The following is a 16,142-nucleotide window of genomic DNA, read 5'->3' on the forward strand; positions in this document are numbered from 1 at the left end:
TACCCACAAACACCACCTCTTTAGGCAGAACCTTTTGCCCTATGTAACAAAACATCAGTAGGTGTTAGCCTACTGATGTTTTGATTTACTTTATATAAGTTTATGCACAGCTTGTATAAAAATGTCTCCTCTTTCTTCAAATGTTTTAAATTGATCCCAGCTTGCACACGCTGGAGAAAGAAGAACAACATCACCATCTTTAGAATGAGCATAAGCTTTCACCACTGCTTCATCTAAAGTATCGACACTTTCAATTATATCTAATCCCGCTTTTTCTGCCGCTCTTACTAGTTTGGGAGCTGTTTGTCCAAATGTTACAATCGCTTTTACATTTTTGAAATACGGAATTAAATCATCGAATTCATTTCCGCGATCAAGCCCACCTGCTAGTAACACAATCGGTTGTGTAAACGCAGATAATGCTTTCTCAGTCGCTAACATATTCGTTGCTTTTGAATCATTATAAAACTTACGGTTGTTAATCGTTGTTACATATTCTAATCGATGTTTTACACCCGTAAAACGTTTTAACACGACCGTAATTGCTTCATTAGAAGTACCTAATAATTTCGCAATACTCATCGCAGCTAAAATATTTTCTAGATTATGTTGACCAGGTAAAACGATATCGCTTACTTCAACAACTTTTTCACCTTTGAAATAAAGAGCGTTGTCTTTTATACACGCGCCATCTTCAATTTCTTTCGTTGTCGAAAACAGGATTTTTTGGCCTTTAGTATCTGCAGATAAAGCCATCACGTCTGCATCATCCGCATTTATTACACTATAGTCGTTTTCTGTTTGGTTTTTAAAAATATTTGCTTTTGCTAAACCATATTCCTTCTTCGTCCCATGATAATCTAAGTGGGCTTCAAATAAGTTTAAGAACGCTGCAATTTTAGGTTGGAACGATTCTACTCCCATCAATTGGAATGATGAAAGTTCTGTAACTATAACTTCATTTTCTTTTGCATCCTGTGCTACTTCACACGCTACTGTTCCAATGTTCCCTGCAATTACAGGATGCTTTTGTCCTTCTTTTAGCATTTCAAATGTAAGCATTGTCGTCGTCGTTTTACCGTTAGACCCCGTAATCCCAACAAATGGTGCTTTTGAAATACGATATGCTAATTCAACTTCCGTAACAATTGGAATTTGCTTTTCTTTCGCAGCAACTAATATTGGATTAGAATACGGAATTCCTGGATTTTTTACTACAAGAGAAATATTTCTCTCTAATAATTCTAAAGGATGACCACCGCATACAACGTCCATTCCTTTTGCTTGTAATTCTGCAGCAAGTACATTGTCTGCTAAAGGTTTTCCGTCATTTACAATAACATTTGCCCCTAACTTTTGTAACAATGTAGCTGCTGCATAACCACTTTTTGCAATGCCTAATACAAGAATATTCTTATTTTGAAATTCAGTTACAGTTTTCAATTACATCCACACCCCGATATAAATTCCTAACACAGCTAATAAAAATCCTGCAGACCAAAACGTCACAACAACACGCCACTCTGACCAACCACATAATTCATAATGATGATGTAATGGACTCATTTTAAAGACACGTTTTCCTGTTGTTTTAAATGAAATGACCTGAATAATAACCGATAAAGTTTCCATTACGAATACTCCGCCAATAATTACAAGTAGCAATTCTTGTTTTAATAAAATCGCTACAGCTGCAATGGCTCCACCTAAAGCTAATGAACCTGTATCTCCCATAAACACTTTTGCTGGATTCGCATTGAATACTAAAAATCCAAGTACAGCTCCTACAACTGCCATACAGAATATCGCTACTCCAAATTGCTCTTGTGCCACAGCAATAATACTAAATGCTCCAAATGCAATAGCCGCTGTTCCTGATAATAAACCATCTAAACCATCAGTTAAGTTAACTGCATTTGATCCACCAATAAGCATAAATAGTACAAGTACAAAATACGCCCAACCTAATTCAAACTTAACATCCGTTCCCGGAATCATGATGTATGTGTGGAACGCTTGCCCTTTTCCAATTAAAAAGAACGCAATAGCAATAACAAGCTGACCTACTAATTTTTGTTTTGATGTTAAACCAAGATTTCTCTTCTTAACTACCTTTATGTAGTCATCTAAAAATCCGATCAACCCGTAACCAAATGTCACTAATAGTAATAACGAAACCTCTGCACCTAAATAATTAAACTTAATCGCCATAATAAGTGAAGTTACCATCATAGATACGTATATGACGATACCACCCATTGTCGGTGTCCCTGATTTTTTTTGATGTGACTTTGGTCCCTCATCACGAATACTCTGTCCGAACTTTAATTTTCTTAAAAATGGAATAAACAATGGCGAAAGGGCAACAGAAATTAAGAATGCTACCCCAGCCGTTACTAATAAACCTTGCTCAAGCACATGTAGTCCTCCTCTCACGTTGTTACTCTTCGTTGTTTAAACGCCCTATAATTGCTTCTTTAGCAACTTCACGATCATCAAAATGATGAACTTCTTTACCAATAATTTGATACGTTTCATGACCCTTACCAGCAATAATAATGATATCATCTGCTTTCACTTTAGCAATTGCATGGTGTATTGCTTCTTTTCTATCAATAATCACTTCATAATTATTCCCACTTGCACCATGTACCATATCATCTAAAATAGCCGCTGGATCTTCACTTCTTGGATTATCTGATGTATAAATTGCATGAGTTGCATATTTCGTTGCAACACTTGCCATTATCGGTCTCTTCGTTCGATCCCTATCGCCGCCACAACCAACGATACAATACACATCACCTTTTGCAAATTGTTTTGCAGTTTTTAATACATTTTCTAAACTATCCGGCGTATGTGCATAATCAACAATAACTGTATAATTTTGTCCGCCATCAACAACTTCAAAGCGTCCTGGAACCCCAGCTAGTTCCTTTATAACAGCAATGATTGTTTCTAATTTCACACCCGAAACAAGTCCTGCTGCTGTTGCTGCAAGTACGTTATATACATTAAATTTACCTATTAATTTCATCGTAACATTTACACTTTCATACGGTGTGACAAGCGTAAATGTAGTCCCGCCACTCGTCATAACGATATTTTTGGCCATAATGTCACTTGTTGTGTCAATACCATATGTTACAACTGTTGCTGCAGTACTTCTCATATACTCTTCTGTTACATTATCATCGCTATTCAGCACAGCGTATTTTTCACGATTATGATTATAACTATTGCCAAGCTGTGCAAATAGTAACCCTTTTGCATGTTTATATTCTTCCATCGTTTTATGATAGTCTAAATGATCTTGTGTTAAATTCGTAAACACCGCTACATCGTAATCACATCCATGTACACGCCCAAGATCTAACGCATGTGACGAAACTTCCATTACCGTGCTGTCCACACCTTGTTCAACCATTTTTGAAAACGTCTGTTGAAGTGTTAGTGCATCTGGTGTTGTATTTTTCACCTCAAATGTTTCATCACCGATTTTCATATTAATCGTTCCAATTAGCCCTGTTTTATGACCATGTGCTCGCATAATCTCATCCATAATATGCGATGTTGTTGTCTTTCCATTTGTACCTGTAATTCCGATTAAATGTAACTTGTGTGTCGGTTGACCATAAAAATAATCAGCTAAAACCGCTAACGAACGAAAAGTATTTTTCACAAGTACAACTGGAACGTCAACATCAATTGGTCTTTCCGCAACAATAGCAGCCGCCCCTTGTGCCGCTGCTTGCTTAGCAAAATCATGGCTATCAACCGTATATCCTTTCATACATACAAATAAGCTTCCTTCTTTCACTTTACGTGAATCAGCTTCTATAGATGTGATTTCTGGATTTTCTTTTGGAACAACTGGAAAATCATGCAAACATGATAAAAGTGTATGCAACTTCATTTCACTAAACCCTCTCTACATTGTTTATTTATCTTTTTTTCAGTAAGCAACACATTACCTCCTATATAAGGAGGTAAGTGCTACTGGCCTATTTATGAATGAGACACTTATTGTCTCAAATTAAGTAACTGTTCTATAAAGAACTCACTTCCACCAATTGTACCATAAAACGTACTATGTTACCTTTAATTCCCGAAGTAAATTCTAATTTTTGAGCCTTCTTTTACTTTAGCTCCCGCTTCTGGTGATTGCTTAATTACTTTCTCTCCATCTCCACTTATATCAAGCTTCAAATCGACGAGTTGTGTTTGTAAGTCTTTCTTTTTCATTCCAATTAAATTCGGAACTTCCACAGTTGGTGTATCGCCCCATTTATATTCTTTCTCAACTTGTTCTTTTCTCGGTTTCACTCCCATAACAGGAAGCGCATCTCGAAGGATATTCCCGACAATTGGAGCTGCTACCACTCCACCAAACTGTGTAACTCCTTTTGGATTATCAACAGCAACATACACAACAATCTCTGGATCATCCGCTGGAGCAAATCCGATAAAAGATACTATATAATTATTCTCTAAATATTTACCATCTTTCACCTTTTGAGCAGTACCCGTTTTTCCACCTACACGATATCCATCAATATAAGCTCCTTTACCAGAACCTTTCGCTACAACATTCTCTAATGCATAACGAACTTTTTCTGAAGTTTCCTTGGAAATAACTTTTCTTTTCTCAACAGGTGTCTTTTTACTAACAACTTGATTATTTTCCGGATCAATAAATTCCTTAGCTATATACGGCTGGTACAATGTTCCACCATTTACAGCCGCCGCTACAGCTGCCACTTGTTGAATTGGTGTAACAGAAACCCCTTGGCCGAATGAAGTTGTTGCTTGCTCTACTGGACCAACTTTATCTAAATTAAATAAAATCCCACTGCCTTCACCTTGCAAGTCAATTCCTGTTTTCTGTCCAAAGCCGAAATTACGAATGTATTTAAATAATCGGTCTTTACCAAGGCGATCACCAAGTTCAATAAATCCCGGGTTACATGAGTTTTGAACGACTTCTAAAAACGTTTGACTGCCATGACCTCCTGCTTTCCAGCATTTCAATCTAGCTCCACCGACTTCAGCTGCTCCATCATCATAAAACGTATCCTTCTCTAAGTCTACTAAATTTTCATTCAATGCTGCAGCTAGTGTAATGATCTTAAATGTTGAACCAGGCTCATACGTACTCCACACAGGTAGATTTCTGTTATACACTTCTGGAGAGACACTTTGAAAATCCGCTGGATCAAAACTCGGCCGACTAGACATACCTAAAATTTCACCATTTTTAGGATTCATTGCAATTGCAATCATACCGTCTGGATTATAAGTTGACTCCGCAATATTCATTTCTCTTTCCATAATCCTTGTAATACGCGCATCGATTGTTAATCCTAAATTTAAACCGGCTTCTGGTTTTTTGAAATCATCCCCAACATTAGGCATCCTTTGTCCTTTCGCATCTGCAAAAAAACGCACATGACCTTTGTCCCCATTTAGCTCTTTATCATAATATTTTTCTAGTCCCATAAGACCTTGGTTATCGCTACCTGCAAAACCTAATACATGTGATAAAAAGTTTCCAAATGGATAGTACCGGATAGAATCTTCTGCGATATACACGCCCTTCAAACTTAATCCTCGTACTTCTTTCGCTTTGTCATGTGATATTTTCCTTCCGCCTTTATCTAACCTTACAATCGATTCTTTTTTTGTAATCCTTTTATAAATCTCATCTTTTTCCACACCTAATACTGCAGCTAACTTCTCTGCAGTCTCTGCTGGTTTTTCAATTTGCCTCGGTACAACAAAGACAGTTGGAGCACTTTTATTCGTGGCAAGTTCCACACCATTTCGGTCTAAAATTTTCCCACGTTCGGGTTCAAAAGTAATATTACGACTCCATGAATCTTTCGCACGATCCGTTAACATATTCCCAAGAAAAAATTGCACATATCCAAGACGAATATCGATAATAGTGAAAATAAGTATACCTGATATAAGTATAAAAATAAGTCGTTTTCTAACTGTTACATTTGATACACGCATATCGGAACAAGCCTCCCTTACGCCTAGCTTGTTCCAATATATGCTTGTACTTATTTAATTAGAACTTCTTCTCTTTTACCATTACGGCTTTTCTGCTTCTTGTTGTGGTTCGAGTGGCGGTACGAGTGTGACACCTAATTCTGTACCAGGTTGTAATAACGTTCCTTCCGCCACACTTTGTTCTGTTACGTATCCAGTACCAGAAGGCTTCAAGTTAAGCTGTAATGTCTTCGCTAAATTCATAACATCACGTAATGCCCATCCTTGTATATTTGGCATTGTAGGCTTATCTCCTACCAAGAAGACTCGGTCACCTTTCAATGTTTGTTCAGTCGCTTTTGGTACTTGTTGCTGTACTTTCCCTTCACCTAATACGATTGGACGAAGTTTTGCTTTATCAATTGCTTTCCCCGCTTCAGCCATCGTTTTACCAGTTACATCTGGAACAGTAGTTTGTTGCTCTTTCAGATGTTTTTTCGGGTCTTTCACTTCATTTGGCTTAATCTTTAAATACTCTAAACTATTTTTTGTTACATATTTAAAAATATCAGCTAAAGGCTGTGCACCGTTCTCATCATCTTTTAATTTCGGCTGTTTAACAGCTACATACACAACAAGTTGTGGGTCGTCCATTGGTGCCATACCTAAGAATGAGAATATATAATTCTGTCTTCCTGTCATATAGCCGCCTTTTCCATCCGGAATTTGCGCTGTTCCTGTCTTACCACCAACTGAATATCCATCAATTTTATAAGCTGTCCCTGTACCTTTCGGAGATGTAACAACGCGTTCTAATAACTGTCTTACTTGCGCTGCTGTTTCCTTTGTAACAGGTTTTCCTACTTCTTCTGGCTTATGTTCTAATTTCACTTTCCCTGTTATCGGATCTACAATTTTATCAATTGCATAAGGTTTCATCATTTTCCCATCATTTGCAATGGCCGTTGCAGCTTGTACAAGCTGAATTGGTGTTACAGTGGAACCTTGTCCAAAAGCTGTTGTCACTTGTTGTATTTGCTGATCGAATAAAATTGTATTCGATCCTTCACCTGATAAATCAATGTTCGTTTTTTCATCTAATCCAAAACTATGAATATATTTTCGGAAACGTTCTGGACCAAGTTTTTGGTCTCCTAAAATTGCAAACGCTACGTTTGAAGAACGCTCTACCCCTTCATCAAAGGTGATAGAACCCCAACCAGCACCACCGTTATGGTCTTTTATTTTCCTATTTCCGACTTGATATGTCCCAGACTGATAATAATCTTGTCCTTTGTACACACCTTCATTAATAGCTGCCGCTAACGTAAAAATTTTCATTGTTGATCCAGGTTCAAATGCATTTGCGATTGCATCATTGAAGAAATATTTAATTTGACGATCATTAGGGTCATAACTAGGTTTAGTAGACATCGCTAATATTTTTCCAGTTTTCGGATCTGCAACAATCCCTATTAAACTTTCTGGCTCATATTGCTTACTTGCTGCTTTCATCGCGTCTTCTAAATAACTTTGGACACGTTGATCAATTGTTAAATACGCGTTATCTCCATTTTTAGGTGCCTTTACGTTAACTTTTCCACCATCAAGGGATACACCTTTACGATCACCTGTATATGCTACTTCTCCGTTAGAAGCACTTAAATATTTATCCAAGCTTTTCTCTATACCAAATTGACCTACCGAGGTCCCATTCTCATTTGGTTTTGCATGACCTATAACGTAAGATGCAAAATCACCGTTTGGATACACCCTTGCATTTTCTGTAATAAAAGATATTCCCGGCAACTTCAACGCTTCTATTTGTTCCTTCTTTTCTTTCGTCAAATCCTTACCTAACGTTCCAAATTCGACTTGACTTCTACCTTCCTTATTCAAGGAAGCTAAAATATCCTCTTCGCCTTTTCCAAGTACTCCTGCAATTTTCTTTGCAGTATCTTCTTTATTCTCAACAGAGTTAGCACCTTTTAGCGCAGCTACTATTTTATAAGAGTTTGCGTCTTGCGCTAACACATGACCATTTTGATCATAAATGGTGCCTCGGTTCGCTTCAAGAACTCCTTTTTTACTATGCTTTTGTTTAGCAAGTGCATCTAAATCTTGATTATGCACTGTTCCTGTTGATTGTATGTAAAAAAATCGGGCTAATAACAGCAAAAAGAGCAGGAGGAAAAATATCATAAAATAACCTGCTCCCTTATTGGTATGAAATTTAGTCATATTCTTCTTCATCTTTCCTTCACACCTATTGCCTTATTTGAGGCCTTTCACATTATTCGCATTAATTTCTAGCCCGTGTTTTTTTGCAACTTCAGCGATTCGTTCATAGCGACTTAACTTCTCTACTTCAGCTTGTAATTCTTGATTTTCTTTTTGCTGCTGTACAATTTTTTCTTCTATCGTCGCTGCTTCTACATTAACTTGATAAAGGCCTGCTTTATTTCCAATAAACGCGACACAGGCATACAATAAAAAGCCAATAAACGCTACATACAACATTTTTTCGATTCTTGTAATTTTCGCTTTAACCTTCGGCTTAGCCATCTGCTGTGGGGGCGTTTGAATTTGCACCTCTTCTTGCGCTTGTTGTTTGTACTTTACAGCTAAATTAGTCATACCTCTCTCTCCCTTTTATCGTTTTTCAGCGATTCTCAACTTCGCAGAACGCGCACGATTATTTTCTTCTAGCTCTATATCAGAAGGTAAAATCGGTTTTCTTGTAATAAGCTTTAATTTCGGCTTAAATTCATCAGGAATAATCGGTAATCCTGGCGGCAATTGTGGCGTTGTACTATTTCGCTTAAACGTTGTTTTACAAATGCGATCTTCTAATGAATGGAAGGTTATAACACTAACCCTTCCACCTGGTTTAACCATCTCAATAGCAGATTCCAATGCTTCTTCAAATACTTTTAATTCATCATTTACAGCTATACGAATTGCCTGAAACACTCGCTTAGCAGGATGCCCACCAGTTCTACGAGCAGGAGCCGGAATACCTTCTTTAATTAGCTCTACTAATTCTCCTGTCGTTTCAATAGCTTTATTCTCACGATAAGCTTCAATTTTTCTTGCAATTTGTTTTGAAAATTTCTCTTCACCGTATTGGAAGAAAATCCTTACAAGTTGTTCATATGACCAGCTATTTACAACATCATATGCTGTTAATGGGGCATCTTGATCCATCCGCATATCTAACGGTGCATCATGATGATAACTAAAGCCTCGCTCTGGTGTATCTAATTGTGGGGATGAAACACCTAAATCAAATAAAATACCGTCTACTTCTGTTATACCTATTTCTTGCAGTTTTTCAGCTAAATAACGGAAGTTACTCTTTACTGTTATAAACTGTTCACCGTATGAAGAGAACTTTTCTTTCGCGTTTTGAATCGCTATCTCATCTTGATCAAACGCTATTAATTTTCCACCTTCAGTTAATTGGGATAATAAATAAGAACTATGTCCTCCTCCCCCCAGTGTACAATCTACATATGTACCATCTGGCTTTATATCTAAGCCGTCTACTGTTTCCTTTAAAAGCACTGTTACGTGTTTAAACATTGTTGCACCTACTCTTTTTCCAATTAATTATGTTGAATGTATCCCTTCCTCTAAGCACATATTTCACGCTTAGAGAATGAAATAATACGAAAGAACGACTCATTTAACTTACCAACAAAGGCAACATACTATACAAATCGCTATTTTCTTTTATTATATACTAAATTTTATCATCTTTTGCGGGAATTTAAATAAAAAACTGTCGAAAAAGCGAATAATACGTTTACATTTTGTGCTATTTTGTCATATATTTAAGTATCCAACACAATTACCATATCTAACACTTTTTTGATTGATAATTCAGAAAAAAATCACTTCACAGTAAATTCAACGGAATAAAAATAAAATCCTGCTCCAAAGAGCAAGATTTTACAGTTTTATAACATGATGTTTTCCGTCCCAAGAAAAAGGGTTTTCCATTACACGATCAACGAAATCCAAACCAAACTGATTTAAATAATAACATACATTCCACACACGTTCTTGCGGCACACCTAATGGACGAAGTGCGAATTGTATACGGCGGAATTTATTTAGTTGAACCTCATACTTTTTCTCAACATTTCTTTTCAACATTCTTTCCAGCAGTTCAATTTGTTCATTAATTTTCAATTCGTTTTTCCCTGCAAACGCACCTAACCCTGGCTCTATTTTCTTTACAAATTGCTGTAAAGATGTATGAATATCAGCAATTTCTTTTTTTGCCTTTTCAAAATGATCATCAATCGGTTCCTCTATTCGATTAGACAACCAGTTTTCACGCAGTTTATCGACACCATTTAAAAACGGATCACTTTCTCTCAATTGCAGATCGAATAAATCTGTCGCTATATCTCTCTCCACATAAGTAATTGTAAGACGAGGAACGACAGGTGGCATTTGAAAACCGACAGTATGGAATACTTGTTGTAATTCACTCCAATAAGCTAATTCCCCTGGACCTCCAATAAATGCGAGCGTAGGAAATACATACTCTTGCATAAGAGGACGCGTTACAACATTATTACTAAAACGTGCCGGATTTCTCTCCATTTCTTCAATCAACTCTTCATATGAAAAGGAATGCGCCCCATCCTTTCCAACAAACTTACCTTGATGCTCTTCAAGCAATATTCGTTCATTATCTATTTCCATGAATATATGCACTGCATGAGACTTCGTTTCAATAATCGGTTTGTATCCTAGTTCTTTAATTACTTCCTGCTGATTACGAAGCCCCTCTTGCACCTCTTTATACTTACTTATAATTCGCTTAAAAAATGGAATTTCTAACTTTCTTAATTCAGGATGATGTGAATCAACAAGGATTAAACCAGAATTAGCAAAGATTTTCGTAATAAGATGAGCAAAGAAATCTACATACGTATTCGATTTTTTCAAAGCATCATCAACAAATTTTAATACATCCTTTGTAAAATTTGTTTCTGGGTATGTTTTAAAAATCTCTTCAATCCAACTTCTACAATCTTCAACAGAAAGTTCAGACTCAGAAGCACTCGCCTTTTTCGGATTACGATCATAAAAAATAGTTTTTTTCATCTTTTTATTTTTCGCTACAAAAGTATGGTTAATCTCATCCATATCATGGTCTTCACCCGCAATCCAGAAGACAGGGACAACTTTAACTCCTAAACTTTCTTCCTTTTCCTTTGCAAGCTGTAAAATTGAAATAACTTTATGAATTGTATAAAGCGGTCCAGTTAATAATCCCGCTTGTTGTCCAGCTATAACAACATATGTATTTCCATCTCCAAGCGCTTTTACATTTTGAAGTGTAGATTCTCCCGCTTGTAATTTTGTATTATATTCTAATAAATGCGCTACTAAATCTTGGCGGAAAAACTCCCTTTCACGCAAATCATGTAAACGTTGTTTAAAAGCATCTTCTGTTAACATATAATCAAAACATGACTGTATCTCTTTTTTACCGTTCATATAGTCCGCTACAACACCTTGTTGCGGAACAGAGATTTCTTTTATCTCCATATAATTCTTCCTTTCGTATCCAGTTCTCTCACCAATCCACATTGTAGTCAATGTTTCACGTAAAAGCAAAGAATAACACTTATACTCTTGTTTCTAACCCTTTTATTGCATCGAACAAAAATTGAAGTGTCGGAACTGGTCGTTGCTGTTTCTTAGCCTCTTCTAATACATACCCAACAATCGCATTAATTTCCGTCTGTCTATTCGCTCTTACATCCGCTAACATAGAGGATGTATTACGAGACGTTCCTTCACACACATTTCGTACCATTTGCCATACCATCGCTTTTTCTTCTCTAATAAGAAATGCGACCTCCTGAAACACTTGCTCCATCATCTGATAAAAAAAGCGATTCGTGATTAATTCACCATTCTTAACTCCCAATAGCGCTGTCAACGGATTGATACATACATTTACTACTAATTTTCCGCGCATAATCTCTTCCCAATCCGTTTCTATTTGAACTGGGAAATAAGCAACAGGAAAAGAATGAAATATTTTTTTAAAATGTATAGATTGGCCACAAACCACGCCAAATTTTGTTACACCTACTCCAGTATGATGAACGATATGCCCTGCCTCTTTTTTCGCACCATGTTCTACAATACCAACAGCTATATTTTCACTCCCTATTTGCAGCATCTTTGGAAGATGCGACATTCCGTTTTGCAAAAAGATTAATGATGATGCACCTTCCAAAAACGGTAGTATGTCATCTATATGATATTGCTTCACAGCAATAAATATATAATCTAAATTTTGCGCTACCATACTTTCTATCGGTAAAACAGCTGGATATACTGTTTCACATCTTCCATCTCTAATACAAGTTACACCTGTTTCATTTAACTCTTCAGCTTGCTTAGCTGTTCTTGTAAACAACGTAACATCTTGGTTACTTTTTTGTAAATAAAATGTATACAATAGACCAATAGCACCTGGTCCGACAATTCCAATTTTCATTTTCACACAAGGGATTCACATTAAGCGCCCTTGCCTCCCCCCTTTTTTATATCTTTTTAAAGTACATAAGCACACCCTCTAATTTCGTTGTCCTCTGCCAAACAAATACACTCTCATTTTTCACTATGTATATACTGCCTATTAATACACTTATACTCTTAGTTTAGCAAATCCTCAAAAAAATAATAAAAGAAATATACTATCTTCTTCATAAAAATAAAAAAATGAGTTATACTATTATTATAAATATTTTTACTTTTCTGCATTCAACGAGATAAGAAAAGGATGTGATGTAATGGGATTCCCAAAAGTTGAGCGCTTGCTCATCAATTATAAAACGTTAGATGAATTCAAAAAATTTAAAGGGTGCGGAGCCCAGGAACTATCTATGCTGGAAGAATTACAAGCAAACATTATTGAAAACGACAGTGAATCTCCATTTTACGGTATTTATTATGGCGGATCACTAATCGCACGTATGAGTCTATATATGAAAAGAAACGGCGGAGAACCATTCGAAATTACAGGTCCTTACCTAGAACTTTATAAACTTGAAGTATTACCAACTTTTCAAAAACAAGGATTCGGACAAATGCTTGTAAATCATGCGAAACAACTGCAATTTCCTATTAAAACGATAGCGCGTATTCATTCAGCTGGTTTTTGGGATAAATTAAATTTCAGCCCCGTATCAGTAACTGATGGAGATTTTTATATTTGGCATCCAGAAACAAATTTGAATGCGGTTACAAACGAAGAATCGGCTTAAGAAATAAAAAAACAGCTGTATAACAGCTGTTTTTTATTTCTTAAGCTTCTCTAACTTCTCAGTCGAGCGAGCATTGTTTCTTTCCGCTACCATTACACTTCTTTTTTGATCGATATAATCAAGCAATGTTCTATACTCTTCCTCATATACTGATAATCGCTCCAGAAGACGCTCTCTTTCTGTTTGTAATGATTCAACTTGTTGTTGCAACACCGTTAAAGAGTTTTCATCTTTATAATTTTGCAAGAAATCAATAACATCATTCAACGTAATTGACGTAGGTTCTAACACCTTTGTCTCTTTCACTTCATAATTTTCTACTTTACGAAGTTGCTTCGCTTCCTCAATACGTTCTTTATATTGCTTTCTTACGTAAGAATTCCATCTAAATCCACATGCTGCTGGTGTACGAGATAAATTTTTCCCCACTTCCTTAAAGGCAGAAAGTTGTGTTCCACCTTCTCGAATATGCCGGAGTACTACTTCTGCCAGAAGCAAATCTTCATCATCAGTCCAAGCATCTTGTCTTGTTGTCGCCATTTCTCTAGTCCTCCCTATGCATTTTTTATTAAGCATATGCAGTTACTAGAAAAGATAGAATACAACAACTAAAGATTAAGACAAAAAAAAATAAACGCAGAAGATATCTTCTGCGTTTATTTCCCCGCAATTACTTGCTGATTACTTCTTTACCTTTGTAAGTACCGCATGCTTTACATACACGGTGAGCTAATTTCGCTTCACCACAGCTTGGGCACTCTACCATACCAGGTACTGATAATTTGAAATGCGTACGACGCTTTCTTTTTACTGTTTTAGAAGTTCTTCTAAAAGGTACAGCCATTCTTCCCACCTCCTTAAAAGAAATAGTTATTTTCATATGAAGGCCTGAACCAGTCTTCCGATTATTTGTCAAAAAACTTTGCAAGTCCTGCCAATCTTGGATCAACAGTCTTTTCTTTGTCTTCTTCCGAAATCACTTGCCAGTCTTGACCATGCGTCGGTGCTCCACCAGAAACATCATCACTGAAAATTTGCATTGGAATCTCCAAAAGTATATTTTCCTTGATTACGGGCAGTAAGTCAAGTACTTCTCCTTCTAAACAATGAATTTCAGCTTCAGTTTCAAATTCTTCTTGTGAAGTTTGGAACACCTCAGTTGTTTTAATGTCAAATGGTAATGTCACATCTACTAAAGAGCGAGAACATGGTAAAACCATGCTTCCAGTTATATGTAGATGAAACGTAAACTTACCGGAGCCAAAATCAACTCTTCCCGTTACATGAACAGGATTAATTTCACGAATATCTTTCTCGACCTCTTTTAGCTCACTTACATCTACCATCTCATCCAATGTCAATCCTTTATTTCTCAATTTATTCAATTGATGGATGGACCATTTCATATCATATCACCTCAAGGCAACAAACAAAATTATAGCTAGCCATTTTATATTTGTCAATGTTTTTTCTTTACACTATAATGAAGTCATCATAGTAAATAATATATAGAGTATCACGTTTTTCAAAAAGATGCTACATCGAAAGGAGAGATTACCATAAAAGCTAGTGGTATTGTTGTTGAATATAACCCTTTTCATAACGGTCATCTTTATCATGTGCAAGAGACAAAAAAGTTAACACAATCCGATATAATAATTGCCGTTATGAGTGGTCCTTTTTTACAGCGTGGTGAGCCCGCACTCATTTCCAAATGGTATCGCACTAAAATGGCCTTAGCAAACGGCGTAGACCTTGTTGTAGAGCTTCCATACGTCTTTGCAACACAAAAGGCTGAAACCTTCGCAAATGGTGCCATTTCCATTTTAAATGCCCTACATGTTTCTGAAATTTGTTTCGGTAGTGAGGATGGACAAATCGAAAATTTTTATAATACCATCTCCGTACAAAAAAACGAAGAAGAGACTTTTAACTGCCTTGTAAAACAATTCATGGACGCTGGCAATAGTTATGCAAAAGCAACATCGGATGCTTTTTCACACATTTTAACATCCGAAAAAAACATAGATATGTCACAACCAAATAATATTTTAGGCTTCCAATACATTAAAGCAATTCTGTCACAAAATAGCTCTATACAAGCTCAAACTATAAAAAGATTCGCCTCTCATTACCATGATGAAACATTTAATGACCAACATATTGCAAGCGCGACAAGCATTCGAAAACAACTCTTTAGCGAAGAAGGATCATTTACAACAATTGAACCTTTTCTCCCACAGGCAAACGCTTCGCTTTTAGCAAATTACAAACAAAACTACGGGATATTACATAATTGGGAACAATACTTTTCATTTTTTAAATATAAACTCATGACGATGTCTCCAGGGGACTTACGACATATATATGAAATAGAAGAAGGTTTAGAGCATCGTATTTTATCAAAAATACAAAACAGTTCCTCCTTCTATTCATTCATGGAAGCATTAAAAACAAAACGTTATACATGGACTAGATTACAAAGAGCTTGTACACACATTTTAACAAACACAACAAAAGAGGAAATACGTAGCGCAAATATAGAACAACATGCACCATATATCCGCCTGCTAGGCATGTCACAAAAAGGACAAACTTACCTTTCAAAAAACAAGAAAAAAATTGAACTTCCAATCCTTACTCATACAAAAACATTTGACCATGCTGCTTTAGATATAGAGAAAAAAGCAAACTCTGTATATTTTTCCATCATGCACGAACCGTTACGCACGCAACTATTAAAACAAGACATAACACACCATCCTATTCGCTATGATGAAACAACGACAAAATTTCTATAAAAAAACCTCTCTATTTGAAGTGAACCCTGAAAACGGGACA

At 36.2% G+C, this 16,142-nt stretch carries 14 protein-coding genes; 2 read left to right on the forward strand and 12 right to left on the reverse strand.

Annotated features, from left to right (window positions below):
* Positions 1–90: 90 nt before the first annotated feature.
* From murD to panE, 9 genes are all read right to left on the reverse strand, one after another.
* Entirely contained in the window at positions 91–1,443 is a 1,353-nt protein-coding gene (gene murD, locus RT27_RS19240; RefSeq protein WP_016080475.1) for a UDP-N-acetylmuramoyl-L-alanine--D-glutamate ligase, read from the reverse strand.
* Positions 1,444–2,418, reverse strand: a complete 975-nt coding sequence (gene mraY, locus RT27_RS19245; RefSeq protein WP_000893060.1) for a phospho-N-acetylmuramoyl-pentapeptide-transferase — start codon at positions 2,416–2,418, stop codon at positions 1,444–1,446.
* Between the two features lie 22 nt (positions 2,419–2,440).
* Positions 2,441–3,916: a UDP-N-acetylmuramoyl-L-alanyl-D-glutamate--2,6-diaminopimelate ligase gene (gene murE / locus RT27_RS19250; protein WP_016080474.1), complete on the reverse strand. Its 1,476-nt coding sequence runs from the start codon at positions 3,914–3,916 to the stop codon at positions 2,441–2,443.
* Between the two features lie 185 nt (positions 3,917–4,101).
* Complete coding sequence (locus tag RT27_RS19255; RefSeq protein ID WP_016080473.1) at positions 4,102–6,018, reverse strand: stage V sporulation protein D; 1,917 nt, start codon at positions 6,016–6,018, stop codon at positions 4,102–4,104.
* A gap of 81 nt (positions 6,019–6,099) precedes the next feature.
* The gene (locus RT27_RS19260; RefSeq protein WP_016080472.1) at positions 6,100–8,199 is read right to left on the reverse strand and encodes a penicillin-binding protein; all 2,100 of its coding nucleotides are present in this window, start codon (positions 8,197–8,199) and stop codon (positions 6,100–6,102) included.
* Between the two features lie 72 nt (positions 8,200–8,271).
* Positions 8,272–8,634 (reverse strand): cell division protein FtsL, encoded by a 363-nt coding sequence (ftsL, locus tag RT27_RS19265; RefSeq protein ID WP_016080471.1) that lies wholly within the window; start codon positions 8,632–8,634, stop codon positions 8,272–8,274.
* Positions 8,635–8,649: 15 nt separating this feature from the next.
* Positions 8,650–9,582, reverse strand: coding sequence for a 16S rRNA (cytosine(1402)-N(4))-methyltransferase RsmH (rsmH, locus tag RT27_RS19270; protein ID WP_000472508.1), 933 nt, complete (start codon positions 9,580–9,582; stop codon positions 8,650–8,652).
* Positions 9,583–9,951: 369 nt separating this feature from the next.
* Positions 9,952–11,568: a bacillithiol biosynthesis cysteine-adding enzyme BshC gene (bshC, locus tag RT27_RS19275; RefSeq protein ID WP_043937056.1), complete on the reverse strand. Its 1,617-nt coding sequence runs from the start codon at positions 11,566–11,568 to the stop codon at positions 9,952–9,954.
* A gap of 79 nt (positions 11,569–11,647) precedes the next feature.
* Positions 11,648–12,532 (reverse strand): 2-dehydropantoate 2-reductase, encoded by an 885-nt coding sequence (gene panE, locus RT27_RS19280; RefSeq protein ID WP_043937061.1) that lies wholly within the window; start codon positions 12,530–12,532, stop codon positions 11,648–11,650.
* Positions 12,533–12,827: 295 nt separating this feature from the next.
* On the opposite strand from panE, the gene RT27_RS19285 reads away from it, so the two are divergent.
* On the forward strand, positions 12,828–13,301 hold the full coding sequence (locus RT27_RS19285; protein ID WP_000506690.1) for an N-acetyltransferase: 474 nt from the start codon (positions 12,828–12,830) through the stop codon (positions 13,299–13,301).
* A gap of 33 nt (positions 13,302–13,334) precedes the next feature.
* Here RT27_RS19285 and RT27_RS19290 read toward each other — a convergent pair whose 3' ends face one another.
* The 3 genes from RT27_RS19290 to RT27_RS19300 form a co-directional block, all read right to left on the reverse strand.
* The gene (locus RT27_RS19290) at positions 13,335–13,841 is read right to left on the reverse strand and encodes an RsfA family transcriptional regulator (protein ID WP_000246469.1); all 507 of its coding nucleotides are present in this window, start codon (positions 13,839–13,841) and stop codon (positions 13,335–13,337) included.
* A 130-nt stretch (positions 13,842–13,971) separates the two neighbouring features.
* Positions 13,972–14,145 (reverse strand): 50S ribosomal protein L32, encoded by a 174-nt coding sequence (rpmF, locus tag RT27_RS19295; protein ID WP_001984764.1) that lies wholly within the window; start codon positions 14,143–14,145, stop codon positions 13,972–13,974.
* A gap of 61 nt (positions 14,146–14,206) precedes the next feature.
* Entirely contained in the window at positions 14,207–14,707 is a 501-nt protein-coding gene (locus tag RT27_RS19300; protein ID WP_043937057.1) for a DUF177 domain-containing protein, read from the reverse strand.
* Positions 14,708–14,920: 213 nt separating this feature from the next.
* Here RT27_RS19300 and RT27_RS19305 point away from each other — a divergent pair, with 213 nt between their 5' ends.
* Positions 14,921–16,102, forward strand: a complete 1,182-nt coding sequence (locus RT27_RS19305) for a nucleotidyltransferase (RefSeq protein WP_043937058.1) — start codon at positions 14,921–14,923, stop codon at positions 16,100–16,102.
* Positions 16,103–16,142 lie beyond the last annotated feature (40 nt).

The sequence above is a fragment of the Bacillus sp. L_1B0_5 genome, assembly GCF_000836715.1.
GTDB classification, from domain to species: Bacteria; Bacillota; Bacilli; order Bacillales; family Bacillaceae_G; genus Bacillus_A; species Bacillus_A thuringiensis_S.